Origin of the sequence: Parapedobacter pyrenivorans, from assembly GCF_014636865.1 — a bacterium.
GTDB lineage: Bacteria > Bacteroidota > Bacteroidia > Sphingobacteriales > Sphingobacteriaceae > Parapedobacter > Parapedobacter pyrenivorans.
On record NZ_BMER01000006.1, the window covers coordinates 318,104 to 343,546 of the forward strand.

Consider the following 25,443-nt stretch of genomic DNA (forward strand, 5'->3'; position numbering starts at 1 on the left):
TGCAGATTTGCCAATTACCTTACGCTAATCCCTTGCTTACGTAGCATGTCTTTCAAATCGGGAATCAGTATCTCCCCGTAATGGAATACCGAAGCTGCCAGCGCTGCGTCGACATTACTTTGCTGAAATACATCCACAAAGTGCTGCTTATTGCCCGCACCGCCAGAAGCGATCAAGGGGATCGATAAACTATCGTTAATTTCCTTCAAAAACTCGCAATCAAATCCATTCTTGGTACCGTCATGGTCCATGGAAGTCAACAGAATCTCCCCTGCCCCACGGCTTTCGGCCTCCCTGATCCAATCCGCAGTTTCGATCTCCGTTTTCAACCGCCCCCCATTGAGGTGTACGTAGTTCTTGCCATCCACACGCCTGGTATCCACCGCAACGACGACAAATTGTATACCGAAAGCCTTTGCCAGTTGGTCAATCAACATCGGGTTACGTACAGCCGCTGAATTGATCGAAATTTTGTCCGCGCCCGAATGCAACAGCACATCCGCATCGCCCAGTTCGTTGATCCCGCCGCCAATCGTAAACGGAATATTGACTTGTCTTGCTACCGCTTTCACTAATTCTACCGTAGTTTTACGCCGTTCGTGTGTAGCCGTGATATCCAAAAACACCAACTCATCCGCACCTTGACGCGAATATTGCCAAGCCAATTCTACTGGATCGCCCGCATCGCGTAAATCAACGAAGTTAACCCCCTTTACGGTGCGGCCATCTTTGACATCCAAGCAAGGAATGATACGTTTTGTTAACATGATGAGCTAAAAGCGGATAAGGGATTTCAGGTTCCATTCCTTAATCTGCTCAATAGTAATATGATCTTCGTAAATCGCCTTACCGACCACACATGCCTCCACGCGGATGGCGTCCAGGGCATGGATATCTTCCATGGAGCTTATGCCTCCTGAAGCGATGAGTTTAATGATGGGCGAATGATCCAGTAATTTCCTATACAGATCCACTCCCGCACCACCAAGTTTACCATCTTTGTTGATATCCGTGCAAAGAAAACGGAAAAACCCAAGGGTCAGGCACCTGTCGATGTAATCCAGTAGCTTCACCGGTGAACTTTCCATCCAACCGGAATATTTAATCACTTCATCCAGCACATCAATGGCGATCACAACATGGTCGGCATATTTGCGCTTCCCGAGATTGAGCTGACTAAGCTCATCCAAAAAAGTCGGATTGGTAATGGCTTGTGTACCCACCACCACGCGATGGATGCCTGCGTCGATAAGCTCCTTTACCTTCTCGATACTGCGCACGCCCCCACCATATTGCACCTTCATGTCTGTGTTACGGATAATGTCAAACAGGTAGGCCTGATTGGAAAAATCACCCTTGGCACCATTGAGATCTATAATATGCACAAATTCAGTACCGTTTGACTGGTACTTTTCGATCATCTCTTCGAGGCTCACCTCATACACGGTCGCCTCATTGTAGTTGCCCTCACGCAGACGAACAACTTTTTTGTCCAATACATCTATAGCTGGAATGATATACATAGCACTCTTAAGGTTGATTCTAAAATAAATTTGAAAAATTCAACAATAACTGTTCACCTGCCGCACCGGACTTTTCTGGGTGAAATTGCACTCCATAGAAATTTCTATCCTGTAGAGCGGCTGAAAATTTCAGCCCATATTGGGTAAAAGCGGCCGTAAAAGTAGTATTATATTCGATAAAGTAAGCGTGTACAAAGTAAAAGTAGGCATCTTTCGCTATATTATCGAATATCGGACAGTTGTTTTCTTGAAAAACACGATTCCAGCCCACATGCGGCACTTTCTCATCGATACGGTCTTCAAAATGTAACGTTTTCAAGGGAATGATATCCAACAAAGGGCTATTACCTTCTTCCGAATAGGCGGTCAACAACTGCATCCCCACGCATATTCCTAATACCGGTTTCGTGAGCTGCCCAACATGGGCTGCTAGGCCGGACGCCTGCAATTTCTGCATGGCGGCTCCTGCATGGCCCACCCCTGGAATGATAATCCGGTCATAAGTCGCTAACTCATCGGCCTTATTAACCATTCCATAACGGATACCCAAACGGTCTAATGCCGCAGTCAATGAAAAGATATTGCCAGCTCCATAATTAATGATACCTGTCATAACATCCCCTTTGTACTTGGCAATTCCATGTGTTCCGCATCGCGCTTTACCGCCCGCTTAATGGATTTGGCAAACGCTTTAAAAATTGCCTCTATTTTGTGGTGTTCGTTTTCTCCTTCAGCCTTGATATTGAGGTTGCATTTGGCGGCATCCGAAAAAGACTTGAAAAAATGGAAAAACATTTCTGTAGGCATGTCGCCTATTTTCTCGCGCTTAAATTCGGCATCCCAAACAATCCAGCTGCGCCCGCCGAAATCAATGGCCACCTGCGCCAAGCAATCGTCCATCGGCAGTGAAAAGGCATAACGCTCAATACCGCGTTTATCGCCCAGTGTTTTAGCGAAAACCTCCCCCAACGCTATTCCGGTGTCCTCTATGGTATGGTGCTCATCGATATGAAGATCACCGGTTGCGCGTACCGTAAGGTCAATATGGCCATGACGGGCTAGTTGATCAAGCATGTGGTCAAAAAATGGCAGTCCTGTATTGATGTCGGCTTTGCCTTTGCCATCGAGATCAAGCTTGATATAAATATCCGTTTCATTGGTTTTACGATGATATTCACCTACTCGGCTGCTCAACTTTAGAAACTCATAGATGGCTTTCCAATCTGGGGTCTCCAACGCCACCACGGATTCATCGATCAGATGCGCTTCGGCAGCGCCAAGCGCATCGTTATTCCGCAACCAAATCGCTTTGGCACCTAAGTTCTGTGCTAACTTCACATCGTTAACCCGGTCGCCAATCACGAACGACTGTGCAAGGTCATACTTTGTTTGATCAAAATAAGCAGTCAACAATGCTGTTCCCGGTTTGCGCGAGGGCGCATTGTCATGGGGATATGTGCGATCGATGTGTTCTGCAGCGAATGCCACCCCTTCACCTGCAAAGGTGTTGATGATAAAATGGTGCACCGGCCAGAAATTCTCCTCAGGGTGCGAGTCTGTGCCCAATCCATCCTGATTGGAGACCAGGATTAATTCAAAATCAAGTTCGTTCGCAATGCGCGGCAGATATTGCAGCGCACCCGGATAAAACCTCAATTTGGTAAACGAATCAATCTGCTCGTCTTCGGGCTCCACAATCAATGTACCATCCCGGTCTATGAAAAGTAGTCTTTTAATCGTATCAGGCATCGATTTTCCTATATTGCCTTGAATCATGGTTGTATTGAACCGCCAAACTTAACTAAATTTTTCCAACGCGCTTATAAGTTCTTTGTTTTCATCCGGCGTACCCACCGTAATGCGCAAGCAGCCGGCACATAGTTCCACCTTAGACCGGTCACGCACGATGATGCTCTTGGCAACTAAATATTCGTACAGCTTTCTTGGTTCATCGATCTTTACCAATATAAAATTGGCATCTGATGGGTATACATGCAATACATAGGGGAGCGCGTGTAGCTTTTCGGCTAGCCCGTCACGCTCAGCTACAGTTTCCTTAATCCATGCGTTTACGGTATCGATATTGTCCAATGCCTTTAGCACCAGCTCCTGCGTAGCTAGATTGATGTTGTAAGGAGGTTTTATCTTATTAAAGATTTCGATGATTTCCTCGCTTGCGAAGGCCATCCCCAACCGCAGTCCGGCCAAACCCCAAGCCTTTGATAACGTCTGCAGCACCACCAAGTTACCATATTCGGTGAGCTCCTGAATGAATGTCTTTTGCCGAGAATAGTTGATATACGCTTCATCGATGACCACCAGTCCGTTGAAGTTGGCCAAGACCGTCTCCACATCTTCCCGATGCAATGAGTTTCCCGTGGGATTATTTGGCGAACACAGAAAAATCATCCGCGTATTGGCATCGATTGCCTCTGCGATGCCATTAAGATCGAGCTGAAAATCGGCGGTCAGGTTTACCTTTTTGATGGCCACATCATTGATGTTGGCGGATACTTCGTACATGCCGTAGGTAGGGGGTACGAGAATGACGTTGTCTATCCCGGGCCGGCAGCATGCCCGATACAGGATATCGATCGCTTCATCGCTGCCGTTGCCCAAAAACATATTCCGTGCCGGAACTCCTTTAATACCACTTAACTTCAATTTCAACTGATGTTGTAACGGATCGGGATACCGATTAAAATTTCGTTCCAAAGGTGACCCGTATGCATTTTCATTGGCATCCAGCAATATGGAAGCTTCCCCCTTGAATTCATCGCGGGCCGACGAATACGGAACGAGTTTTTGAATATTCTCCCTCAACAATTTTGTTAGCTCAAATGTCGTTGTCATTTTCAATTTTATATCCTATACCAATTTCCTTCCAACGCCAATTGCGTTTCCGCAAAGGTCTCCCTGCTTTCTTGAAGCAGCGGCTTCAAATCCTTGTACCGCGCCGAGTAATGCCCGATGAGTAATTTCTTCGCTCCTACTTCAATAGCGACCTCCGCAGCTTGCAGCGCGGTAGTATGGTAGGTATCAACTGCCCTGTCAACCATCTCATGCAGGAAAGTGGCTTCGTGATACAGTAAGTCTATTTGCTGGATGAAGGGTAGGTAGCTCGGCGTCCTTACCGTATCAGAGCAATATGCATAGCTGCGCGGAGCGGGGGGTGCAACAGTCAAATCCTGCCAACGATATATCGTCCCATCTGATGCCGTATAATCATATCCGCGCTTAACCAGGGAAAGATACGCGCTGGGCACCCCTATCGCTTCGGTTTTTTCACGATCAATGGTTGGCAAATGTTTTTTTTCATCAAACCGGAATCCCGTGCATGCGATCCGGTGATCTAAGGGAAAACTACTCACTAATAAATTCTCATTTTCAAAGATCACATCCTGCACATCATCCTGCGTGGTATGCACATGCAAAGCATAGCGCAATACCGTTTGGGAATGCAAAAAATGCAAGTCGATGATTTCCTTTAAGCCTGGGGGGCCGTACACATGCAATTCATCTTTACGCCCCACCAAATGCATGGAGGAGATAAGACCGATTAAGCCCAGGTAATGGTCGCCATGCAAATGGCTAATGAAAATATGTTTGATACGGTTGCTCCTGACGCCATATTTAATCAGCTGTACCTGTGTACCCTCACCGCAATCTATCAAATACAGCTGTTCATTGACATTGACGAGTTGAGCAGTGGGATGGCGACCATATATTGGTGTGGCGGAACTACTTCCTAATATCAATACCTCAAATTTCATCCCTCTTCCGTGGCACCTCTCAAATCCTTTTCAAGTTCTTTCGAAAATATCAGATCCTCTGCTTCTGCGGTATTTGGTGCAACCGTCAACACGCCATCCAGCTTACATACGGAGATGAGGTTCTTGATCCGTTGGTTTGCACACGCCAAGATAAATACACCGCCAGCCGCCTTGCACAAACGATGCGCCAACAATCCCGTACGCAAGCCCGATGAATCTGCGTCTTTTACATGCGATAAATCAAATACAATGTTCCGTTGGCCACCACTATTCCGAAGCAAGAATTCCAATTTTATCTTAGGTGCCGAATCCCCATCCAATAGCTCGACATGGGGTTGTATGATCACGTATTTTTCGTGCTTATCAATGGTGAATTTCATTTTACGTATTGTTTATTTTATGGCCTGATAACCCCTGTTCCTATTTAATCAGTGATGTGCCGGAGAGCAGCCGTTGTATTACGCTCCACCCTACTCAGGACATCTGCGTTTTCCGGAAAGATAAACCGCTCCCCGGTTATGTGCTCAAAGAGCTCGATATACCTTTCAGAAATCGAAGATACGATTTCATTTGTCATTTCGGGCACCTGTTGATTTTCTTTCCCCTGAAAGCCATTCTCAATCAACCATTTCCGAACAAATTCCTTTGACAATTGTCGTTGTGGTTTGCCTTCCTGCTGCAAGCGCTCAAAACTGTCAGCATAAAAATAGCGGGACGAATCCGGCGTATGTATCTCGTCGATCAAGTATATTTTCCCATCCAACTTACCAAACTCATACTTGGTATCCACCAAGATCAACCCTCTTTCGGCCGCTAGTTCGGTACCACGTTTAAACAATGCTTTGGTATAGATTTCTAGCTGTGCGTAGTCTGTTGCAGATACGATATTCTGCTTTAGGATTTCAGCGCGTGAAATATCTTCATCGTGTCCTACGGCTGCTTTCGTAGTCGGTGTGATGATCGGCTCAGGTAGGCGATCATTTTCACGAAGGCCGTCCGGGAGTGGCTCGCCACAGATTTCACGTTTACCGGCATGGTATTCACGCCAAGCGTGGCCGGAGAGGTATCCGCGTATGACCATTTCTACTTTAAACGGCTGGCAAAGATGGCCGATGGTCACACAAGGATCGGGCACAGCGATGACCCAATTGGGCACGATATCTTCGGTAGCCTTGAGAAATTTCGCAGCAATCTGGTTGAGTACCTGACCTTTGTGGGGTATTGCCCGTGGCAACACCACATCAAATGCCGATATACGATCTGTCGCTACCATCGCCAGGTATTTATCGGCAATGGTATACACGTCGCGTACTTTACCTCTGTAAAAGGCCTGCTGCCTTTCGAAATTGAAATTGGTTTCTTTTATGGTATTCATGTTTTAACTATCAGCTTTCGGATATCGACGATCAGCTTATGACTAGTGGCTTATGGCTAAATCAAATATCCCCATACGCTTCCAATATCCGTCTTACGAGTCTGTGCCGCACGACATCCCCGCCACTTAGGTGAATGATATCAATCCCTTCGATACCGTCGAGCAACTTCAATGCGGTCGGCAAGCCGGATTGCTGCTTTTTGGGCAGGTCTATCTGCGTGACGTCACCGGTGACGATAAACTTTGCCGTCGGTCCCATCCTGGTAAGAAACATTTTCACCTGCATATCTGTGGCATTTTGGGCTTCATCCAAGATGACAAAACAATTATCGAGTGTCCGGCCACGCATGAACGCCAAGGGGGCGACTTCAATTGTCCGGTTTTCCAGAAAGATCTTCAATTTTTCAGCAGGAATCATATCGTCCAACGCATCATAAAGCGGCCTAAGATATGGATCTACTTTTTCCTTGAGATCACCCGGTAAGAACCCCAGGTTTTCACCAGCCTCCACGGCGGGCCTCGTGAGGATAATACGCTTCACCTCCTTATTGCGCAACGCCCTTACGGCAAGCGCTACTGCGGTATATGTTTTACCTGTTCCTGCGGGCCCGATGGCAAAGAGGATATCATTTTTGAGTATGCTCTCCACCATCCGCCGTTGGTTTGCTGTCCGTGCTTTTACCACGATACCGTTGGGGCCGAAAACGATGGGTTCGGCACCTACGCCACCGGCAACCGCTTTTTCCCCATTTTTGGTTATAATACCTGCTTTGGTATTCCCCAAAATGGTCTCCACGTCATTGGCAGTTAGGCTATTATACTGTTCGACATGAGCAACAACCTTGTCAAAATCATCCTTGAACAAGGTAATTTCTCGTTCATCCCCAAGCACCTTCACTTCATTGCCCCTAGCCACGATCTTTAACTTCGGAAATTGTTTTTTGAACACCTCGAAATGCTCATTCTGTGCCCCCCACAATACAGCGGGATTCACATATTCCAACGTAATATTTAACTCGTTCAATCTTTTATCAGCTATCAGCTTTCTGCCCTTGGCTATCAGCTTAGATCCTTCTTCGTTTATATTTCAACTCCCATACGCTGTTGCCGATTCCTATAGGCGATACAGCCCTCAAATATAGCGATAAATTGCCATTCATATCTGCGAATTAAAAAATCTCCTTTGCCGACAATTCTGAATAATTGGATATAATACCAACTTTATCTAAGTTTGCAACGATTCAAGAAAAGCGGGTATGGGTATCATTACCTTAACAACTGATTTAGGGCACAAAGATTTTTACCAAGCTGCGCTTAAGGGTAGCATCATTAGTCAATTCCCAACGGCGAACTTGATCGATATTTCTCATGAAATCCCGCCCTTCGATATTCAATACGCGGCCTTCGTTCTCAAAAACGCATATCCTTATTTTCCAAAAAAAACCGTTCACCTTGTGGGCATTGATTCGGTTTTCAACCAGGATACGCGCTACCTAGCCTTACAGCACAACGGGCATTATTTCGTCGGTGCAGACAATGGCATCTTTTCGCTGATCCTGGATGGCGTTCCTGAAGAAGTGGTTGAGCTGAACATCATCCAAGACCTGAAATACCTGCATTTTCCCTTGACCGACATTTTCGCCAAGGCAGCATGCGTGCTTGCGAAAGGTGGTGTGCTCAACGATATCGGCGATCCGGTTACTGCCATAGTGGACCGTACGCTGGTGCAACCCGTCGTCGAAAAAGACAGTCTGCGGGGCAGTGTGGTCTTCATTGATTCATTCGGCAACGTCATCAGCAATATCAATAAAGAGCTGTTCAACAAGGTGCAACGAAGTCGGAATTTCGTATTATATTTCAGGCGCAATGAGACGATCGAACAGATGAGCTGGCATTATAACGATGTGCCTGAAGGGGAAAAGCTGTGTTTGTTTGGCATCAGTAATTATTTGGAAATCGCCATCAACAAAGGGAATGCGAGTGGTCTGCTGGGGCTCAACAAAGGAGACATCCTCCGTGTGGAATTTGGAAAGTAGCCTATTCGGCGCTCGCATGCCGATTTTGGTCCGTTTTTTGAGCCTACGCCCCCTATGCGACCCTATCAGCTAACAAGTGTGCCTCGCAGATCGCGGTTTTTTCGTTCCTGCAGCGTTGCCTGCACACTTACTTTCTTACTGCTCGTCTATATCCCGTCGTTTGCCCAACAGTCGACATCCGACACCTCCGGTTACGAAATGCAACGTCAGAGAGTGAATGAACTCCTGCAGCAGCGCAGTGCACGGTTTGGCCAATTTGATGAGAGCCTCAAAAAACGCACCGGTATCTTCGGCTTAAAGACCAAAAAAGACATGCAGTCCTCGATCGATATCTTGAAGCAGATCGTCATGACGGACAATAACATTTTCCGGGAAACGAAGATGCTGCTCGACTACAAAGATTTTGAAAAGTCGCAAATCGCCGAACAGGCCAATGAATTTGACGGGCGTATCAACGGTTATATTAAGACCATCAGCAAACTACAACGCGAACAAGAACGATTAACCGCAGAAGTCGATGCACTTGAAAAATCCACCCGTTTTTATGAGGGCATGCTGGTGTTACTGGGACTATCCATTGTGGGTGCAGGCATCTTCCTCATTCTACGCCGCCAAAAATTGACGAAAGCGTGATATGCGTCAATGTTATTGTCTATACTTTTGCCCCTATAGTTTTTAATGATAGGACATGGCAAGACAACGGTTAAACAGTGGGCATACGCCATCGGAGGATCTACCCAAACCGAAACTCACAAAAACAACTCTTAAAAAAGCAGGCAAACTGCTAACCTACCTGAGACCTTATCGGGGTAAATTCATCGTGGGCATGGTTTTTCTACTCCTTTCCAGCCTCACCTTCCTTGCTTTTCCCGCTCTTTTGGGCGCGATGATTGATGCCGCCCAAGGTAAACAAACCTATCCTTCATTGCCGGCCGATTTGGGAATAATTGGTGCTATCGCATTTGTTATCCTAGTTTTCCAGTCGCTGTTTTCATTTTTTCGCATACGTTTGTTCGTAGAAGTGGCCGAAAAGGCCCTGGCTAATATTCGTCGTGATTCGTATCACAAGCTTATTACGATGCCACTCGATTTTTTTGCCAATCGCCGGGTTGGGGAACTCAACAGCCGGTTATCCGCTGATCTGGCGCAAATACAAGATACGATGACGACCACCTTTGCGGAAATGATCAGGCAGATCGTTTTCTTGATTGGTTGTGTTATCCTGCTTTTTACCGTATCCATCAAACTAACCTTACTCAACCTCAGCATCTTGCCTATCCTGGTTGTGATTGCAGTTGTTTTTGGAAGGTTTATCCGCAAATTATCACGCCAAGCACAGGATAAACTAGCTGAATCGAACACCGTTGTACAAGAGACCCTGCAGGGCATCAGCAATGTAAAGGCATTCGTTAATGAAGCTTATGAAGCATCACGTTATTCCAAGACGCTCGAAGCAGTCGTCAAAATCGCTGTCAAAGGAGCGACTTATCGGGGTATCTTTGCATCATTTATTATTTTCTGCCTTTTCGGTGCGGTCGTTGCGGTTATCTGGTACGGCTCGGCGCTGGTGGCTGCAGGGAACATTTCCGTCGGCGACCTGACGATCTATATCCTTTATTCCATGGTCGTAGCGGGCTCGATGGGCAGTTTCCCTGAGCTATACGCCAATATCCAAAAGGCCATAGGTGCGAGTGAGCGCGTAATCGAAATCTTGGATGAAGTACAAGAAGACATCGGTTTGCTGCAAGAAGAAAAGCATATTGAGAATTTCATTGAGGGCACGATCGCATTCGAAGACGTCACCTTCGCCTATCCATCGCGCCGCGAGATCACCGTTTTGAAAAACGTATCCTTTGAGGCACAAGCGGGTGAGAAACTCGCTATCGTGGGGCCAAGCGGAACGGGTAAGTCTACTATCGCCGCTTTGGTATTGCAATTCTACAAACCCGATAGCGGCCGCGTGCTCTTCGATAATCGCCCGGCCGACGAATATCCGCTGACAGATATTCGCAATCAGGTAGCTATTGTGCCTCAGGACGTGTTGTTGTTCGGAGGAACCATCCGTGAAAACATCGCCTATGGAAAGTTGAGTGCAGACGCCGAGGAAATTATTACGGCCGCGAAACGTGCCAATGCGCATGATTTTATCATGGAATTCCCAGAAGGCTATGATACCGTAGTGGGCGAGCGTGGAGTGAAATTATCGGGCGGTCAACGCCAGCGCGTCGCCATAGCGCGTGCGTTGCTCAAAGATCCCGCAATCCTCATCCTCGATGAGGCTACATCTTCACTCGATTCCGAGTCCGAGCGCTTGGTACAACAAGCCCTGGAAGAGCTGATGAAAAACCGTACTTCCATCATCATCGCCCATCGTCTGTCTACCATCCGTGAAGCCGATAAAATCGTAGTGGTCGAATGTGGAGAGGTAGTGGCTTCGGGCACACACCAAACGTTAATGGAGAAAGGCGAAGGGTTGTATCATCATTTGTACAAGCTCCAGCTTGTTGATAAATAGGGAGCTGTATCGTTCATCGCAAACATTTTAAACTGTCCGTTGTTTTTAGTTTATGAAAGCAAAAAACGAAAACGGTAAGATAAAAAAGGACACGATGATGAAGACAAAAAACAGTATTATTACATACGCATTGGTAGGGCTGGCTGCCGGCACGGCAGCATGGCTGCTTTTAGGCACCAAAGAAGGCCGAAAACAATTGGGCTGTGCAAGCGATGGCATACGGGAACTCACCAAAACTATCCGAAAGACCACCAAAGACGGGATTCAAAAAGCATCAAAGTTAGCTGACCGTGCTACAGCAGAAATTGACAACCTGCGTGCCCAAGCAAAAAACAAAGGTCAGTCGACGATTGATAAAGCGGATCGCTTTGCAAAGGATGGCATCGACAAAGCACGCAATGCGGCAAAAACAGCCAAACGCAAAGCTCAGGAAGAAATATAACATCGTGGCTATACCCGCAGTAACGAACGAATCGTATCTTTGCGGGAATGAGTCTATTCAAAGAGGTTAAATCTCTTATCCGAAAAGATATCGTCTTAGAATGGCGGTCGAAGTATGCCATTAATGGCATCGTACTCTATGTGGTGTCTACGGTCTTTGTGTGCTATCAAGCCTTTAAGTCCGTGGATCCTACCACATGGAATGCATTATTTTGGATTATTCTGTTATTTGCCTCGGTGAATGCCATCAATAAAAGTTTCGTGCAGGAAAGCCGAAGCCGACAGTTTTATTATTATACCATCGCCAGCGCGAAAGCGATTATTCTTTCGAAAATCGTCTATAATATGCTAATGATGTTATTGCTGTCGTCAATAGCCTATCTCGTTTACTCCATTATTTTCAGCACCCCCCTCGGTGACCCCATACTTTATCTAATTGCAGTCTCGCTCGGAGGTATCGGATTCGCTGCAGTATTTACCATGGTTTCCGCGATAAGTGCCAAAGCAGGCAACAACAGCACGCTCATGGCTATCCTTAGCTTCCCCATCATCATTCCATTACTCCTCGTGCTCATCAAGGTCTCTAAAAATGCCATGGACGGATTGGAGCGAAGTATTAGTTATGACGAATTAACCGTTCTCGCTGCAATCAACATCCTTACCGTTGCCATTTCTTTGTTGTTATTTCCTTACCTTTGGAGGGACTAATCCGTAGTAGGTAACTAAACCTCGATGGTTGGTTTAATAGCTAGCGTCTAATATCAATGTCTTAAAAATGAAAAAGTACTGGTGGAAAATCTTAGGGATTATACTGTTAATATATAGCATCATCATGGGACTTTTGGGCCATGTTCCAGCCTTGCCCATCGTTCATGAAACAATCCGGAATGTATATTTCCACGTGCCGATGTGGTTTACGATGTTTACCCTATACATCGTTTCGGTCGTTTACAGCATTAAATACTTGTCGTCGGCTAATCCCCAGCACGATTTTGTGGCAGTCGAAAGTGTTAATGTGGGAATCATATTCTGCATATTTGGATTACTTAGCGGGATGCTATGGGCTAATTTCACCTGGGGTGCTCCCTGGCCCAACGATCCGAAACTGAACGGATCAGCTATTGCAACGCTGATGTACCTTGCTTACCTGGTGTTGCGTAATGCCCTGGAAGAAGAACAGAAACGGGCTCGGATATCAGCAATCTACAACATATTCGCCTTTCCCATCATGATCGCCCTCATGTACATCCTTCCCAAAACCACAGACTCCCTCCACCCCGGTGCCGGCGGCAACTCAGGGTTTGGTCAATTTGACCTGGATGGCTCGATGAAAGCTGTGCTATATCCCGCTTCCTTAGGTTGGATACTCATCGGTATATGGCTGATGACACTACGATTCCGCATCCGTAAATTGGAATACCAAAACCATACGGCAACCTTATAAATATTCGTATAATGGCAATTATAAATCGATTAAACAATAAAAATTGACAAGGTTTGTCACTAAACAATATGAAAAAAACAATTCTTTTTTTGCTATTAGTTATCAATGGGTTAATGTGTAGTTTTGCCCAATCGAATACCGGGGTTGAGATGGCCACGGGGTTACGTAGTTCGGGCAAGATTTATGTGGTTGTTGCCGTTTTGGTTGTCCTTTTTTTAGGTTTGGCTGTTTATTTATTTACCATCGATAGGAAACTCGCGCGATTGGAAAAACAGCAGAAACGATAATCATTACCAGCACTTCGCCCAAATCTTCCCACGGCGTCAGCACATTTCAGGATTTTGGAAATCCAATGAATGGATAAATGGCCATGTTTTCGTCATTTCGACGTATTGGGCGCATGGATGAGTTTAAGCTCACGGTCACTAATGCAGTTTCGCAATGACGACAACATAACCATTGGAAAAAAACGGATTAATTAAGTCACTAATTATCTATTAAATAACTATTGTTATGGCTAAGTCAATAGCAAAAACAGCGCAAGAGCCCCATTTTTTTGATGATGTATCCGCGTTCTTTGATCATGCAGCGCAATTCACCAAGCATCCTCAAGGACTATTGAACCAGATTAAAGTGTGCAACAGCGTTTACCGCTTTAGTTTCCCATTCAGGAGGGGGGATCAAATTGAAGTCATCAATGCTTGGCGGGTAGAGCACTCACAACACATGTCGCCCACCAAGGGCGGTATTCGGTATAGCGATATGGTCAACGAAGATGAAGTGATGGCGCTTGCTGCGCTAATGACCTATAAATGTGCCATTGTGAACGTTCCTTTCGGCGGTGCTAAGGGTGGAATAGCCATCAATCCAAAAAACTACTCTGTCAGCGAATTAGAAAACATAACCAGGCGATATACTGTAGAATTAATCAAGAAGAATTTTATCGGACCGGCCATTGATGTTCCTGCACCGGATTATGGAACGGGCGAGCGGGAGATGAGTTGGATAGCAGACACTTATACCACGATGAACCCGGGCCAGTTAGACGCCTTTGGTTGTGTGACAGGAAAGCCTTTGTCCCTGCACGGCATCAGCGGCCGGAAGGCTGCGACCGGACGTGGGGTTGCCATTGCCATACGGGAATGCATGGATGTAGCCGAAGACATGAAAGGGATCGGTCTCACCCCTGGTATCACCGGAAAACGCGTAATCATACAAGGATTGGGCAATGTCGGTTATAATACCGCCAAGGTGCTTATCGAATTTGGGGCGATCATTGTAGGCGTGTGCGAGTATGATGGCGCATTGTATAATCCAGATGGATTAGACCCCGATGCGATCCTCGAACACCGCAAAAACACAGGTTCTATACTGGGCTATAAGAAGGCCACCCAATCGTTCAAAACCCCCGCCGAAGGTTTAGAACAAGCCTGCGATATTTTAGTTCCGGCTGCGTTGGAAAATCAATTGACGGAAGAAAACATCGGTCGTATCAAAGCCAAGGTCATCGCTGAAGGTGCCAATGGCCCCACTACTCCCGGTGCCGCAGATGCATTCGTGAAAAACGGCGGTATCATCATCCCGGATATGTACTGCAATGCCGGTGGCGTAACGGTTTCCTATTTCGAATGGTTAAAAAACCTGTCGCACGTTTCCTTTGGCCGTATGGACAAACGGTATGAGGAAATGTCTAATCTCAATCTGGTTAATACCGTCGAAACCATTACCGGCAAGTCACTCACTTCCGCTCAGCGAATGGCTATTGTGAAAGGGGCAGACGAGCTGGAATTGGTTAATTCCGGACTGGAAGATACCATGATCCGATCCTACCATGAGATCCGCGAGATTAAAAATTCCAATCAGGCAATTGATACATTACGGACGGCTGCTTTTGTCGGATCAATCAATAAGATTGCAGTTTCTTATCAGAACTTAGGCATCTGGCCATAACTAACACTTCCTGGCCCACGGTCTAAACCTCTTTTGCGGTTTAAACCGTGGGCTTTTTGTTGGCTACCCGACGGTTTGCCATATTTTAGTAAAAGATCCGCCTGCAATCCGGACGAGTAAGCGACGGTCAAAAATGTTAGGATTTTCATTAAAAAGACTTAACTTTATTTTTTTAAACATAAAACGCATAGTTACTTAACCATTCAAACAGCGATGATTGGCGAGCAGCATTATTCGGTTGTGTTTCAGGCATTGCCTATACCCTGCTTGGTCTTGCTTCCTAACGCGCCCGAGTTTACGATCATCAATGTGAGTGATGCCTATGCTGAAGTGACCAATACCAACCGTTGCGACTTGATCGGCAAAGGGTTTTTCGAAATCTTTCCTAACAGCCCCTATCTTAGCGACACGATATGGAAAAACATTTTCGACGAAGTCATCCGTAGAAAAAAGCCTTGCAAAGTAGCACCGCAAAAATATGCATTCCCCACGGCAGACGTACCCGCCCGTCTTGACGTAAAATACCTAGAGGTAGTCAATACACCAGTACTAGACGCCGAAGGTGAAATCGAGTTTATCATCCGGTCGATGACAGACGTGACCGATACCATTTATCATGAAAGATTTCTTGAAGATACACAACACGCGGCCCGGATAGGGAGCTGGGAAGTAAACATGGCTCGTCAGACAGTTACGTGGTCGGTGGGCTTGCGGAAAATTTACGAAGTAGCGTCCAATTATTGTCCGGACTTTGACTCCACGATGGCCTTTTATCCGGACGAATCGGATCGGCAGAAAATCAAGCAAGCTTTTCAAAAAGCCATGAAGGACGGTACGGTCTTCCATATCGCGCTTCCTATCACCACAGCCAAAGGACATAGACGCTGGCTGTCTGTAGTTGGAAAAGCCGATTTGGTAGATGGAACGTGCATACGCGTTTACGGGATTTCACAGGACATCACTGACACCAAGCGGCTCACAGACTTAGATCATCTCGAACGAACTATACTGGAATTGAATGCCCAGCGAACCACTTCGCTTAAAGCTATCCTAGCCGATTACCTGTTAGGCCTCGAAGCGCTTCTTCCGGGTATATACTGCTCCATACACCGGGTAAAGGACGGCCATTTGCTTAATTGGGTCGCTCCTTCGCTGCCATTATCATATACCTCTTCCCTTCACAACCTGCCCATTGGTAAAAAAACAGGTTCATGCGGCACGGCGGCCTATTCAAAAAAGCGTGTAATTGCCAAAGATATTGCCAACGACAGCCGATGGGCAGCTTACAAGCACCTGGCGCTACCACATGACCTCAAAGCCTGTTGGTCTCATCCCATCATGGATTCCGGGGGCGAGGTCATTGCCGTGCTCGGCATGTATTACAAGCAAGTCAAGACCCCTAATCACGACGAGCTGATTATCATTGACCGTACGAGTTCGCTATTAAAAACAATCATCGAAAGCCGCCAGAATGCCGATTTGGCTCAAGAAACGACTGCTATGATGGCCCAAGGACAGGAACTGGCCTGCTTTGGCAATTGGCAGCGGGATTTCGAAACAGATCGGACCACCTGGTCTCCGACATTGTGTGATATTTACGGTATAAATCCGGCAGCATACCTTCCCAGCTTCGAGCATTATCTGGCACTTGTACATCCGGATGACCGGGAGCGAGTTATGCATATCGTTAAACAGATACACCAAACCGGCAACGATACGGTCTTCGAAGAACGGATCGTACGCCCAAGTGGAGAGATCCGCCATATACGTTCGTGGGCACGGCTCCTTACCAATGGCGATAACGTGCCGATAAAGTTAATTGGAGCCTGCCTAGACATTACCGAAACCAAGCAAGCTGAATTGACGCTAAAAAATCTCCATGCCGAACTGGAAAAGCACCTTAAGGAAGTAGAAGAATCTGAAAAGAAATATAGTGATCTTTTCCATCTCAGTCCGCAACCGATGTGGGTGTATGATTTGGAAACTTACCGCTATCTGGATGTAAATGCTGCGGCCATTACCCACTATGGTTATACGCGGGAGGAATTTATGTCCATGACCATCAAGGACATTCGGCCTCCATCCGAAATACAAAAAATGGAAGCAGCCGTTGCTTTATCAAGGCAGCATGACAAATTATTCAGTAAAGGCATATATAAACACCGCAAAAAGAACGGTGAGATTATCCATGTGGAGGTTCGGAGCAATATCATCAAATCCCATGGCCGAAAAGCCGAGATCATTTTAGCACAGGACATTACGGAAAAACTGTACTACATTGAGGCCATTGAAGCACAAAACAAAAAGCTACAGGAAATCGCTTGGATGCAATCCCATATGGTACGAGCACCGTTAGCCCGCATTATGGGATTGGTTGACCTTATTCAACACGTACCGGAATCAGGCATTGAAAACAGCGAATTATTAGATGCAATCAATAGTTCTGCCATCGAACTGGACGACATCTTGAGGAGCATCACCGCAAAAGCCGAGCAGATCAATCTCACGTAAATTCAAAAGGACCTGACAATGGAGCTACGTGTGATGATCATTGATGATGACAAAATATTCAATTTGATGACGACGGTGCTACTGCGTAACACGGGTATCACAATCAATCCAATAAGCTGCACCAGCGGTCAAGAGGCGTTGGCCTTGCTACTATCGCCTACTACCCAAGATACAGCATTTCTACTATTCCTTGACATCAATATGCCCATGATGAGCGGGTGGGAGGTATTAGCGCGGATCGAAGAACTTGCGTGCCCACCTCCTATTTACGTCGTCATGGTCACTTCATCAATAGATGAGGCCGACAAAGCAAAAGCAATGAGTTACGAGCGAGTAATTGGTTACATGGTTAAGCCCATAAAGCGGGAAAAGCTGATTGCCCTGAAAAACGTGATCGCATTAACTGACTTCTTTTCGTATTGATTAATATATGCGAACTTATTACCTGCGCAATGCTTCCCAAAGGATTTCAACAGGATGATATGCAGTACGCTGGGCACCATCTTTAATCTGGTGGCGGCAGCTCGTACCGGGAGCAGCGATTAATACTTCATCGGGTGTACTCCGTACCGTTGGGAGCAGTATCAATTCCCCCACTTTCATGGACACGTCGTAATGTTCTTTCTCATAACCAAACGAGCCTGCCATACCACAACATCCCGATGGGATTACCGTCACTTCATATCCTTTTGGAAATGCAAGTATCTTCGCGGTATGTTCCACCAAATGAAACGCCTTTTGGTAACAATGTCCATGCAGCTTTACTTGGCGGGGCACGTCACTAAACATGGACTCGACAATATGTCCAGCCTCCATTTCCATTGCCAGGAATTCGTCGATAAGCAGTGTATGTTTTGCCAGCTGATAAGCGTCTTTCTGCAGCTCCTTGTCGACCAAATCCGGGTATTCATCCCGGAAAGTAAGAATAGCCGAAGGCTCAATACCAATCAATGGTGTGTTAGTGGTGATGAGGTCCTTCAGGTAGTTGACGTTGGTATTGGCAATTGCCTTGGCCTTCCGTACCAAACCCTTTGATAGATAAGTACGACCACTTTCGACATGCCTGGCCAGTTCTACTTGATAACCCAATGCGGTGAGTAGCCGATAGGTGGCTTGGCCGATGCTCACGTCATTATATTCTGTAAATTCATCACAAAATAGGTAAACTTGCTTTTTTTGCGTAGGCTGCCAACCGCTTGGCGGTTGCTGTTTTTCAATCCACTTGCGCAGCGTCGTCCGCCCAACCTTGGGCAGCGATCTATTCTTCGCAAAGCCAAGCACCTGCTTCACCAATGGCGACAGTATCCGGCTGCTAATCGTTGCATTGTATAATTTAGGGAAATACGAAGCGAGTTGCTGTGATTTGGTGAAATTGGCGATTACCCAGGTTCTGAACGGCGTCCCGTTGGCATCGTAATAATGCTGCAGGAACTCGGCTTTCATTTTTGCCACATCGACGCCCGATGGGCATTCTGTTTTGCAGCCTTTGCAGCTTAAGCATAAATCCATCACTTCCTTGATTTCGGGATGATCAAAGCGGTTAGCTTTCGTTGACGTGGTTAGAAACTGACGCAATATATTTGCTCGAGCGCGGGTCGTATCCTTTTCTTCCCGTGTGGCCATGTACGAGGGGCACATCGTGCCACCGGAGATATGCGTTTTGCGGCAGTCGCCGGATCCGGAACACTTTTCAGACAACCGTAAAATACTTTCCTGTTTACGGAAATCAAAGACGGTATCGATCTTAATGGCGCTCGTATCCTGTTCGTAGCGCAGGAATTTGTCCATCGGCGGTGCGTCTACGATCTTGTTTGCATTGAATACCCCCTTTGGGTCGAAGATCATTTTCACCTCTTTGAGCAACCCATATACGGCTTCACCCAGCACGGCACCGATAAATTCGCCACGGAGCCGTCCATCGCCATGCTCGCCACTCAATGAGCCATTATACTTCTTAACCAGCTGGGTGGTATCGGCCAGCACCGCACGGAATACACGTTTCCCTTCATCGGTTTTCAAATTAATCAACGGTTCCACATGCAATTCACCAGCTCCGGCGTGCGCATAATACGACGCATCCAATCCGTGGTGACTAAGTATCTGCTGCAGATCTTCGATATATGCAGGCAGGTTTTCCGGTGGTACGGCACAATCTTCAATAAGATTTACCGGCTGGGTATCACCAGGCAAGTTACGGATCAATCCCAAGCCTGCTTTGCGGACATCCCACACCAAGTTGGTCTCCGGGCCGGTAATCAGTGGATAAGCGTACCCCAATCCAACGGCCATTAGCTCTGCCTTCAACGCCGCGGCTTTCTGTTGCACCTCGTCAATAGTATCACCTCTGAATTCCACCATCAACAATGCGGCCGGATCACCTTCGATGAAAAACCGGTTATACCGGTAGGTGGGATGCTCTTTGGTGAAGTCCATGATGTATTTATCGACCAACTCGGACGCCTCAGGATGGTGGCGCAACGCCACGATGTTGGCGTGCAGGGATTCGATGAGTGTACTGCAATGTATACACAGCAATCCTACTTCACTCGGCGGCAGCGGGATTAAGTTCAGTTTAGCCCCCGTAAGGATGCCTAGTGTTCCTTCCGATCCGGCAAGCAGTTTGCAGAAATTAAAGGGCTGTCCGGTATCGACCATCATATCCAGTGCGTATCCGGTATTACGCCGTGTGAGCGTAGGCTTTGGATAACCGGTCTTTATGGCTTCGCGATTGTCGGCATCCGAGAGCAAATCGTTCATCCGGCGGTAGATATCGCCCTCCCGGGTCGACAAGGTTAGCTTATCGAACAATGTCGCATCATCCAATGCCCGAAAAACCACTTCCGATCCATCATCGAGGAGAACGGTTGCTTCCAACAAGTGGCTGCGTGTGTCTCCCCATACGATGGAATGCAAGCCCGATGAATTGTTACCCACCATACCGCCAACCATCGCCCGGTTTGCCGTGGATGTCTCAGGCCCGAACATCACCCCATACGGTCGAAGATGCGCATTCAGGTCATCGCGAACCACACCGGGCTGTACGCGTACCCAATGTTCCTGCGCATTTACTTCAAGTATTCCATTGAAATGCTTGGATACATCCACCACGATACCCCGGCCTACTACTTGTCCGGCCAGCGACGTGCCAGCTGTGCGCGGAATAAGGGTCACACCGTGAGCGGAAGCAAATGCGATCAACGTTTTTAAGTCTTCCCCATTCATGGGTACTGCTACCGCTAGCGGGCGTTCCTGGTATACCGATGCATCCGTGGAATACGCACGGAGCAATGTTTGGTGTTCGGCACTTGAATTGTAGTAAAAAGCTCCCTTTAATGCCCCCGCCAATTTGGCTAAACCATCTTGCATATTATCGACACTTCTATTCACGTCTTAAAGATACGTTTCCTTCATTTAATAGGACACATCCACGATACTATTCCATCTCTACCACAAGGTCATCGGTATTTACCAACGTACCAGTCGCAAGTGCAACCTGCTTAACCCGTCCTTCCACCGCAGCGGTTACGGTGGTTTCCATTTTCATCGCTTCAATGATAAAAAGCGGTTGATTTACCCTTACCGTATCGCCTACAGTCACAAACACCGTCGATAGCATGCCCTGCAACGGCGACCCCACCTGCCGGCCATCGGCTATATCCACTTTTTTATTCTCTTTTCGTACCACATTTGAACTGGCATCATGTATTTCCAGATTACGTGTCTGACCATTCAACTTGAAGAAGACCGTGCAGTTGCCCTCCGTATCGGACGGCCCGATAGACACGAGTTTTACCAGGAGGGTTTTCCCTTTGGCTATCTCAATGGTCGTTTCCTCTCCGGGTTCCATCCCATACAGGAAATACCGCGTAGGCACTACGGAAACATCGCCGTATTTCCGATACGCTTTCGCGTACTCGGTAAATACTTTCGGATAGAACTTATAGCTTAAGTAGTCCGTAAAGACAAAATCCATCCCATATTCTCGCAGGAATGTTTTGAAATCCTGTTCCAAATCCAAGGGGGGCAGATGCACATTCGGGCGTTCAGTGTAGGCCGGTTGGCCCTTCATCACCATTCTTTGTAGTTTTGCCGGAAAACCACCCTCCGGCTGCCCGATATCTCCTCTAAAAAACGACACGACCGAGTCGGGAAATGATAAGCTCCCTCCTTTTGTCATCACATCATCTTTTGAAAGATTATTGGCCACCATATACTGTGCCATGTCACCCACCACTTTTGAACTGGGCGTTACCTTTACAATATCACCAAATAAACTGTTGGCATCCGCGTAGCTGTGCTTGATATCCGCGATACGATCACCCAGGCCCAAAGCTGTAGCCTGTTGTTTCAGGTTGGAATATTGCCCTCCCGGGATTTCGTGCTGAAAAACCTCGGCTGACCCTGCTTTCAGCCCTGATTCAAACGGTGCGTAGTACGTGCGGACATGCTCCCAATAATCACTATACGCATTCAAACTATCCATATCGAATAGATTTTCCCGCCTATGGAAACGCATCATTTCCGCAACGGCATTAAGGTTGGGCTGTGAGGTAAGGCCCGAGAGCGCACCCAATGCACAATCCACCACATCGACTCCCGCCTCTATGGCTTTGAGGTAGGTAGCGGTCTGCAAAGACGACGTATCATGTGTATGCAGGTGTATCGGTATCTTAACCGTATCCTTCAATGCGGTGATGAGTTCTTGCGCCGCATACGGTTTCAGCAAGCCCGACATATCCTTAATGCCCAGTATGTGAGCTCCTGCATTCTCTAAATCCTTAGCCATTCTTACATAGTAGCTGAGGTCATATTTCGTACGTGCAGGATCGAGGATGTCTCCGGTATAGCAAAGGGTTCCTTCGGCGAGACCACCTGTGCGCTTTCGCACCATTTCGATACAGGGAGCAATATTCTCCATCCAGTTGAGCGAGTCAAAAATGCGGAAGATATCCACCCCCGTCTCCCAGCTTTTTTCCACGAACGCCTCGATGAGGTTATCCGGATAGGCAGCGTAGCCCACGCCGTTACACCCCCGGATGAGCATCTGCAGTAAGATATTTGGAATCGCTTTACGCAATTTCGCCAATCGCTGCCAAGGATCCTCCAATTGGAAGCGCAGGCATACGTCAAAAGTAGCTCCGCCCCACACCTCCATACTGAATAGTTGTGGGTGTGCCTTTGCAAATCCGGCAGCCACCTTCAACATATCATACGTGCGTAAGCGGGTAGCCAGCAACGATTGATGGGCATCACGTAGGGTCGTATCGGTGTAATGTATTCGCTTTTCGTTAAACAACCATTCGCAAAACCCTTCCGGGCCGAGTTCCGTAAGGCGATCTTTGGTTCCCTTTGGATAAGCCGCCTGAACGTCGGTCGCCGGCATAGATGGTTGATCCAACCGGGACGGCCTGGCCTGCCCTTTAACATCAGGGTTGCCATTTACCGAAATATCTCCAAGAAACTCCAGCAATTTGGTACCACGATCCAACCGGCCAGCCGGCTTGAGCAGTTCAGGATGAGCTGCGATGAACCCCACCGTGGCCTCCCCAGCCAAAAAGACTGGATGAGTGACTAAGTTTTCCAAGAACCCGATATTATTTTTTACTCCCCGGATACGGAATTCCCGAAGCGCCCTATCCATACGTTTTGCAGCCTCAGCCAAGGTGTTGCCATGCGTACTCAACTTTACCAGCATCGAGTCGAAAAATGGGCTTACCTTCATGCCCGGATAGGCACTACCCTCATCCAACCGTACGCCAAAACCCGCGGCATTACGGTAAGTAATGATGGTGCCATAATCGGGTTTAAAGCCCTCTGCCGGATCCTCGGTGGTAATCCGGCATTGAATGGCATAACCATTCAGCGGAATGGCCGCCTGCTCATCCAGCGACACCTGTTTGTCAGTTAACCGGTACCCCGAAGCAATATATAATTGTGTTTTGATCAGGTCTATACCCGTCACCATCTCCGTGACTGTATGTTCCACCTGGATGCGTGGGTTTACTTCAATAAAATATACCCGCCCGTTGGCATCTACCAGAAACTCCACGGTTCCCACATTGTCGTATCCTGCTTCCTTGGCTATACCTGTCGCATAAGCATACAATTGCTCACGTGTTTCGGTCAGCAGATTAGCAGCGGGGGCCACTTCTACCACCTTTTGGAAGCGACGTTGCACAGAGCAATCACGCTCGTATAAATGCCTGATGTTGCCATGTTGGTCGCCTACGATCTGAACCTCGATATGTCTTGGGTTTTCGATGTACTTTTCCAGGAATACCGTACCATCGCCAAACGCATTCAGGGCCTCATTGCGGGCGCTGGCAAAAGCCCCTTCCAGTTCCACATCATTGCGAACTACGCGCATGCCACGTCCTCCACCACCGGCGGCGGCTTTCAACATCAATGGATAGCCGATGCGCCACGCTTCGGAAAGTGCCGCCGCTACAACATCCAAGGTCCCTCTACTGCTTTCGATAATGGGTACCGCTGCTTTTTGAGCGACCTCTTTAGCACTCACCTTATCGCCGAGCATTTCCATCACGGTCGGCGACGGCCCCACGAAGATGATTCCTTCTGCCGCACACCGACGTGCAAACGTCGCGTTTTCGGACAAAAAGCCATAGCCCGGGTGTATCGCATCCGCATCGCAATCTTTGGCAATAGCGATAATAGCTTCGATATCTAAGTAAGGCTTCAGCGGCTCTGTATCCAAGCCGATCTGATAAGCCTCATCCGCCTTATAGCGATGCAACGAATACCGATCTTCGAAGGTATAAACGGCCACGGTACCGATTCCAAGTTCGTTGCAAGCGCGGCTGATTCGGATAGCAATCTCACCACGATTGGCGATGAGTACTTTTTTGATGTTCATCATGCTTTGATCGTGGCACTACGCCTGTTCGCACACCTGTTTCTGCTCACCGAGTCCATCAATGCCCAACTCCACTACGTCACCCGCCTTCAGGTATAGCGGTGGCTTCATTCCCAATCCGACACCGGCAGGCGTACCTGTTAAAATCAAGTCGCCAGCTTCCAGGGTCATGAACTGAGAGAGGTAATGGATGATATGATATACATCGAAAATCAGATTTTTCGTATTGCCATCTTGCATGGTATGGTCATTCACGGTTAGCTTTAGGCTGAGGTTGTGTACATCCGCCACCTCCTCTGCAGTTAGTAGCCAAGGCCCGGTGGGGCTGAAGTTATCACACGATTTCCCCTTTGTCCACTGCCCGCCACGCTCCAATTGGAATGCCCGCTCGGATACATCGTTGACCACGCAGTATCCCAAGATATAGCCTTTCGCCTCCTCCTTGGTTTGCAAGTAACGTGCATCTTTACCGATAACTACACCGAGCTCGACCTCCCAATCAGTCTTTTCGCTGCCACGTGGTATAATGATGGGGTCATACGGACCTACCACCGTATTGGAGCCTTTTTGGAAGACAATGGGTTCCTGCGGGATAGCCATGTTGGATTCCTTGGCATGGTCGGAGTAGTTCAATCCGATACAGATCACTTTACCCGGCCGGGCAATGGGTGCAGCCCAACGTTCGTCGTCTGCTACGGCGCTTGGACGCGGGTTAATGGATAGGTATTCATTTAGCTTTTCCAGTCCGCCATCGTTGAAAAACGCCCGATCCCAATCGCGGAAACGGCCTGACAGGTCCCGTCTAATATTGTGTTCATCCAAAATTCCCGGGCGTTCAGTCCCCGGATTGCCAAAACGGATTAATCTCATGATGTATGAATTTATATCGATCTCTATTTATTTGCTTGTATATACATGACAACTCGCACTTCAAAAATAGGCAAGCTCAACTATATTCCCCACACAATGGCAATATAACATCCGATATTGATAAGATTGGA

22 protein-coding genes are annotated in these 25,443 nt (G+C 47.4%); 10 read left to right on the top strand and 12 right to left on the bottom strand.

Going from position 1 to position 25,443, the window contains the following annotated elements:
• Positions 1-14: 14 nt before the first annotated feature.
• The 9 genes from hisF to IEV98_RS22585 all read right to left on the bottom strand — a co-directional run bounded on the left by hisF (position 15) and on the right by IEV98_RS22585 (position 7,695).
• Entirely contained in the window at positions 15-767 is a 753-nt protein-coding gene (gene hisF, locus IEV98_RS22545; protein WP_188508306.1) for an imidazole glycerol phosphate synthase subunit HisF, read from the bottom strand.
• A 6-nt stretch (positions 768-773) separates the two neighbouring features.
• A complete protein-coding gene (locus IEV98_RS22550; RefSeq protein WP_188508307.1) occupies positions 774-1,523 on the bottom strand; it encodes a 1-(5-phosphoribosyl)-5-[(5-phosphoribosylamino)methylideneamino]imidazole-4-carboxamide isomerase in 750 nt (249 codons plus the stop codon).
• A gap of 19 nt (positions 1,524-1,542) precedes the next feature.
• Positions 1,543-2,136, bottom strand: coding sequence for an imidazole glycerol phosphate synthase subunit HisH (gene hisH / locus IEV98_RS22555; protein WP_188508308.1), 594 nt, complete (start codon positions 2,134-2,136; stop codon positions 1,543-1,545).
• Positions 2,133-3,272 (bottom strand): bifunctional histidinol-phosphatase/imidazoleglycerol-phosphate dehydratase HisB, encoded by a 1,140-nt coding sequence (gene hisB / locus IEV98_RS22560; RefSeq protein ID WP_188508309.1) that lies wholly within the window; start codon positions 3,270-3,272, stop codon positions 2,133-2,135. The genes hisH and hisB overlap by 4 nt, the downstream gene beginning before the upstream one ends.
• Positions 3,273-3,320: 48 nt before the next feature.
• Entirely contained in the window at positions 3,321-4,376 is a 1,056-nt protein-coding gene (gene hisC / locus IEV98_RS22565; protein ID WP_188508310.1) for a histidinol-phosphate transaminase, read from the bottom strand.
• A gap of 8 nt (positions 4,377-4,384) precedes the next feature.
• Positions 4,385-5,296 (bottom strand): ribonuclease Z, encoded by a 912-nt coding sequence (locus IEV98_RS22570; protein WP_188508311.1) that lies wholly within the window; start codon positions 5,294-5,296, stop codon positions 4,385-4,387.
• Positions 5,293-5,676: an STAS domain-containing protein gene (locus tag IEV98_RS22575; RefSeq protein WP_188508312.1), complete on the bottom strand. Its 384-nt coding sequence runs from the start codon at positions 5,674-5,676 to the stop codon at positions 5,293-5,295. The genes IEV98_RS22570 and IEV98_RS22575 overlap by 4 nt, the downstream gene beginning before the upstream one ends.
• A gap of 44 nt (positions 5,677-5,720) precedes the next feature.
• On the bottom strand, positions 5,721-6,671 hold the full coding sequence (locus tag IEV98_RS22580; RefSeq protein ID WP_188508313.1) for a phosphoribosylaminoimidazolesuccinocarboxamide synthase: 951 nt from the start codon (positions 6,669-6,671) through the stop codon (positions 5,721-5,723).
• A gap of 61 nt (positions 6,672-6,732) precedes the next feature.
• Positions 6,733-7,695 carry a PhoH family protein gene (locus IEV98_RS22585; protein WP_188508314.1) on the bottom strand — a complete coding sequence of 321 codons (963 nt, stop codon included), beginning with the start codon at positions 7,693-7,695 and terminating at the stop codon, positions 6,733-6,735.
• Positions 7,696-7,927: 232 nt separating this feature from the next.
• Between IEV98_RS22585 and IEV98_RS22590 the strand changes: the two genes are divergently transcribed.
• The 10 genes from IEV98_RS22590 to IEV98_RS22630 all read left to right on the top strand — a co-directional run bounded on the left by IEV98_RS22590 (position 7,928) and on the right by IEV98_RS22630 (position 17,991).
• Complete coding sequence (locus tag IEV98_RS22590) at positions 7,928-8,707, top strand: SAM hydrolase/SAM-dependent halogenase family protein (RefSeq protein ID WP_188508315.1); 780 nt, start codon at positions 7,928-7,930, stop codon at positions 8,705-8,707.
• 198 nt (positions 8,708-8,905) lie between these two features.
• Positions 8,906-9,340, top strand: a complete 435-nt coding sequence (locus IEV98_RS22595) for a hypothetical protein (RefSeq protein ID WP_188508316.1) — start codon at positions 8,906-8,908, stop codon at positions 9,338-9,340.
• Positions 9,341-9,395: 55 nt separating this feature from the next.
• Positions 9,396-11,222 (top strand): ABC transporter ATP-binding protein, encoded by a 1,827-nt coding sequence (locus tag IEV98_RS22600; RefSeq protein ID WP_188508317.1) that lies wholly within the window; start codon positions 9,396-9,398, stop codon positions 11,220-11,222.
• A gap of 94 nt (positions 11,223-11,316) precedes the next feature.
• Positions 11,317-11,664: a hypothetical protein gene (locus IEV98_RS22605; protein ID WP_188508318.1), complete on the top strand. Its 348-nt coding sequence runs from the start codon at positions 11,317-11,319 to the stop codon at positions 11,662-11,664.
• 47 nt (positions 11,665-11,711) lie between these two features.
• Positions 11,712-12,371: a heme exporter protein CcmB gene (locus IEV98_RS22610; RefSeq protein WP_188508319.1), complete on the top strand. Its 660-nt coding sequence runs from the start codon at positions 11,712-11,714 to the stop codon at positions 12,369-12,371.
• Between the two features lie 67 nt (positions 12,372-12,438).
• Positions 12,439-13,107: a cytochrome c biogenesis protein CcsA gene (gene ccsA, locus IEV98_RS22615; RefSeq protein ID WP_188508320.1), complete on the top strand. Its 669-nt coding sequence runs from the start codon at positions 12,439-12,441 to the stop codon at positions 13,105-13,107.
• Positions 13,108-13,175: 68 nt separating this feature from the next.
• A complete protein-coding gene (locus tag IEV98_RS24550) occupies positions 13,176-13,394 on the top strand; it encodes a CcmD family protein (RefSeq protein WP_229738918.1) in 219 nt (72 codons plus the stop codon).
• Positions 13,395-13,620: 226 nt separating this feature from the next.
• The gene (locus IEV98_RS22620; protein WP_188508321.1) at positions 13,621-15,057 is read left to right on the top strand and encodes a Glu/Leu/Phe/Val family dehydrogenase; all 1,437 of its coding nucleotides are present in this window, start codon (positions 13,621-13,623) and stop codon (positions 15,055-15,057) included.
• A 213-nt stretch (positions 15,058-15,270) separates the two neighbouring features.
• Entirely contained in the window at positions 15,271-17,568 is a 2,298-nt protein-coding gene (locus IEV98_RS22625; RefSeq protein ID WP_188508322.1) for a PAS domain S-box protein, read from the top strand.
• Between the two features lie 18 nt (positions 17,569-17,586).
• Entirely contained in the window at positions 17,587-17,991 is a 405-nt protein-coding gene (locus IEV98_RS22630) for a response regulator (RefSeq protein ID WP_188508323.1), read from the top strand.
• 18 nt (positions 17,992-18,009) lie between these two features.
• On the opposite strand, the gene IEV98_RS22635 is transcribed toward IEV98_RS22630, so the two are convergent.
• From IEV98_RS22635 to IEV98_RS22645, 3 genes are read right to left on the bottom strand one after another with little or no spacing between them, the layout of a single operon-like run.
• The gene (locus tag IEV98_RS22635) at positions 18,010-20,955 is read right to left on the bottom strand and encodes an FAD-binding and (Fe-S)-binding domain-containing protein (protein ID WP_307726875.1); all 2,946 of its coding nucleotides are present in this window, start codon (positions 20,953-20,955) and stop codon (positions 18,010-18,012) included.
• A gap of 46 nt (positions 20,956-21,001) precedes the next feature.
• Positions 21,002-24,445, bottom strand: coding sequence for a pyruvate carboxylase (locus IEV98_RS22640; RefSeq protein WP_229738919.1), 3,444 nt, complete (start codon positions 24,443-24,445; stop codon positions 21,002-21,004).
• A gap of 15 nt (positions 24,446-24,460) precedes the next feature.
• The gene (locus IEV98_RS22645; protein ID WP_188508324.1) at positions 24,461-25,312 is read right to left on the bottom strand and encodes a fumarylacetoacetate hydrolase family protein; all 852 of its coding nucleotides are present in this window, start codon (positions 25,310-25,312) and stop codon (positions 24,461-24,463) included.
• Between the last annotated feature and the right edge of the window lie 131 nt (positions 25,313-25,443).

What these genes read in the sequence shown, in the direction of transcription:
- IEV98_RS22590 (WP_188508315.1), top strand. Translation starts at nt 7,928, where the DNA reads ATGGGTATCATTACCTTAACAACTGATTTAGGGCACAAAGATTTTTAC.
- IEV98_RS22595 (WP_188508316.1), top strand. Translation starts at nt 8,906, where the DNA reads ATGCAACGTCAGAGAGTGAATGAACTCCTGCAGCAGCGCAGTGCACGG.
- ccsA (WP_188508320.1), top strand. Translation starts at nt 12,439, where the DNA reads ATGAAAAAGTACTGGTGGAAAATCTTAGGGATTATACTGTTAATATAT.
- IEV98_RS22605 (WP_188508318.1), top strand. Translation starts at nt 11,317, where the DNA reads ATGATGAAGACAAAAAACAGTATTATTACATACGCATTGGTAGGGCTG.
- IEV98_RS22580 (WP_188508313.1), bottom strand. Translation starts at nt 6,671, where the DNA reads ATGAATACCATAAAAGAAACCAATTTCAATTTCGAAAGGCAGCAGGCC.
- IEV98_RS22570 (WP_188508311.1), bottom strand. Translation starts at nt 5,296, where the DNA reads ATGAAATTTGAGGTATTGATATTAGGAAGTAGTTCCGCCACACCAATA.
- IEV98_RS22645 (WP_188508324.1), bottom strand. Translation starts at nt 25,312, where the DNA reads ATGAGATTAATCCGTTTTGGCAATCCGGGGACTGAACGCCCGGGAATT.
- hisB (WP_188508309.1), bottom strand. Translation starts at nt 3,272, where the DNA reads ATGCCTGATACGATTAAAAGACTACTTTTCATAGACCGGGATGGTACA.
- hisH (WP_188508308.1), bottom strand. Translation starts at nt 2,136, where the DNA reads ATGACAGGTATCATTAATTATGGAGCTGGCAATATCTTTTCATTGACT.
- hisC (WP_188508310.1), bottom strand. Translation starts at nt 4,376, where the DNA reads ATGACAACGACATTTGAGCTAACAAAATTGTTGAGGGAGAATATTCAA.
- IEV98_RS22575 (WP_188508312.1), bottom strand. Translation starts at nt 5,676, where the DNA reads ATGAAATTCACCATTGATAAGCACGAAAAATACGTGATCATACAACCC.
- IEV98_RS22610 (WP_188508319.1), top strand. Translation starts at nt 11,712, where the DNA reads ATGAGTCTATTCAAAGAGGTTAAATCTCTTATCCGAAAAGATATCGTC.
- IEV98_RS22640 (WP_229738919.1), bottom strand. Translation starts at nt 24,445, where the DNA reads ATGATGAACATCAAAAAAGTACTCATCGCCAATCGTGGTGAGATTGCT.
- IEV98_RS22625 (WP_188508322.1), top strand. Translation starts at nt 15,271, where the DNA reads ATGATTGGCGAGCAGCATTATTCGGTTGTGTTTCAGGCATTGCCTATA.
- hisF (WP_188508306.1), bottom strand. Translation starts at nt 767, where the DNA reads ATGTTAACAAAACGTATCATTCCTTGCTTGGATGTCAAAGATGGCCGC.
- IEV98_RS22600 (WP_188508317.1), top strand. Translation starts at nt 9,396, where the DNA reads ATGGCAAGACAACGGTTAAACAGTGGGCATACGCCATCGGAGGATCTA.
- IEV98_RS22630 (WP_188508323.1), top strand. Translation starts at nt 17,587, where the DNA reads ATGGAGCTACGTGTGATGATCATTGATGATGACAAAATATTCAATTTG.
- IEV98_RS22620 (WP_188508321.1), top strand. Translation starts at nt 13,621, where the DNA reads ATGGCTAAGTCAATAGCAAAAACAGCGCAAGAGCCCCATTTTTTTGAT.
- IEV98_RS22550 (WP_188508307.1), bottom strand. Translation starts at nt 1,523, where the DNA reads ATGTATATCATTCCAGCTATAGATGTATTGGACAAAAAAGTTGTTCGT.
- IEV98_RS24550 (WP_229738918.1), top strand. Translation starts at nt 13,176, where the DNA reads ATGAAAAAAACAATTCTTTTTTTGCTATTAGTTATCAATGGGTTAATG.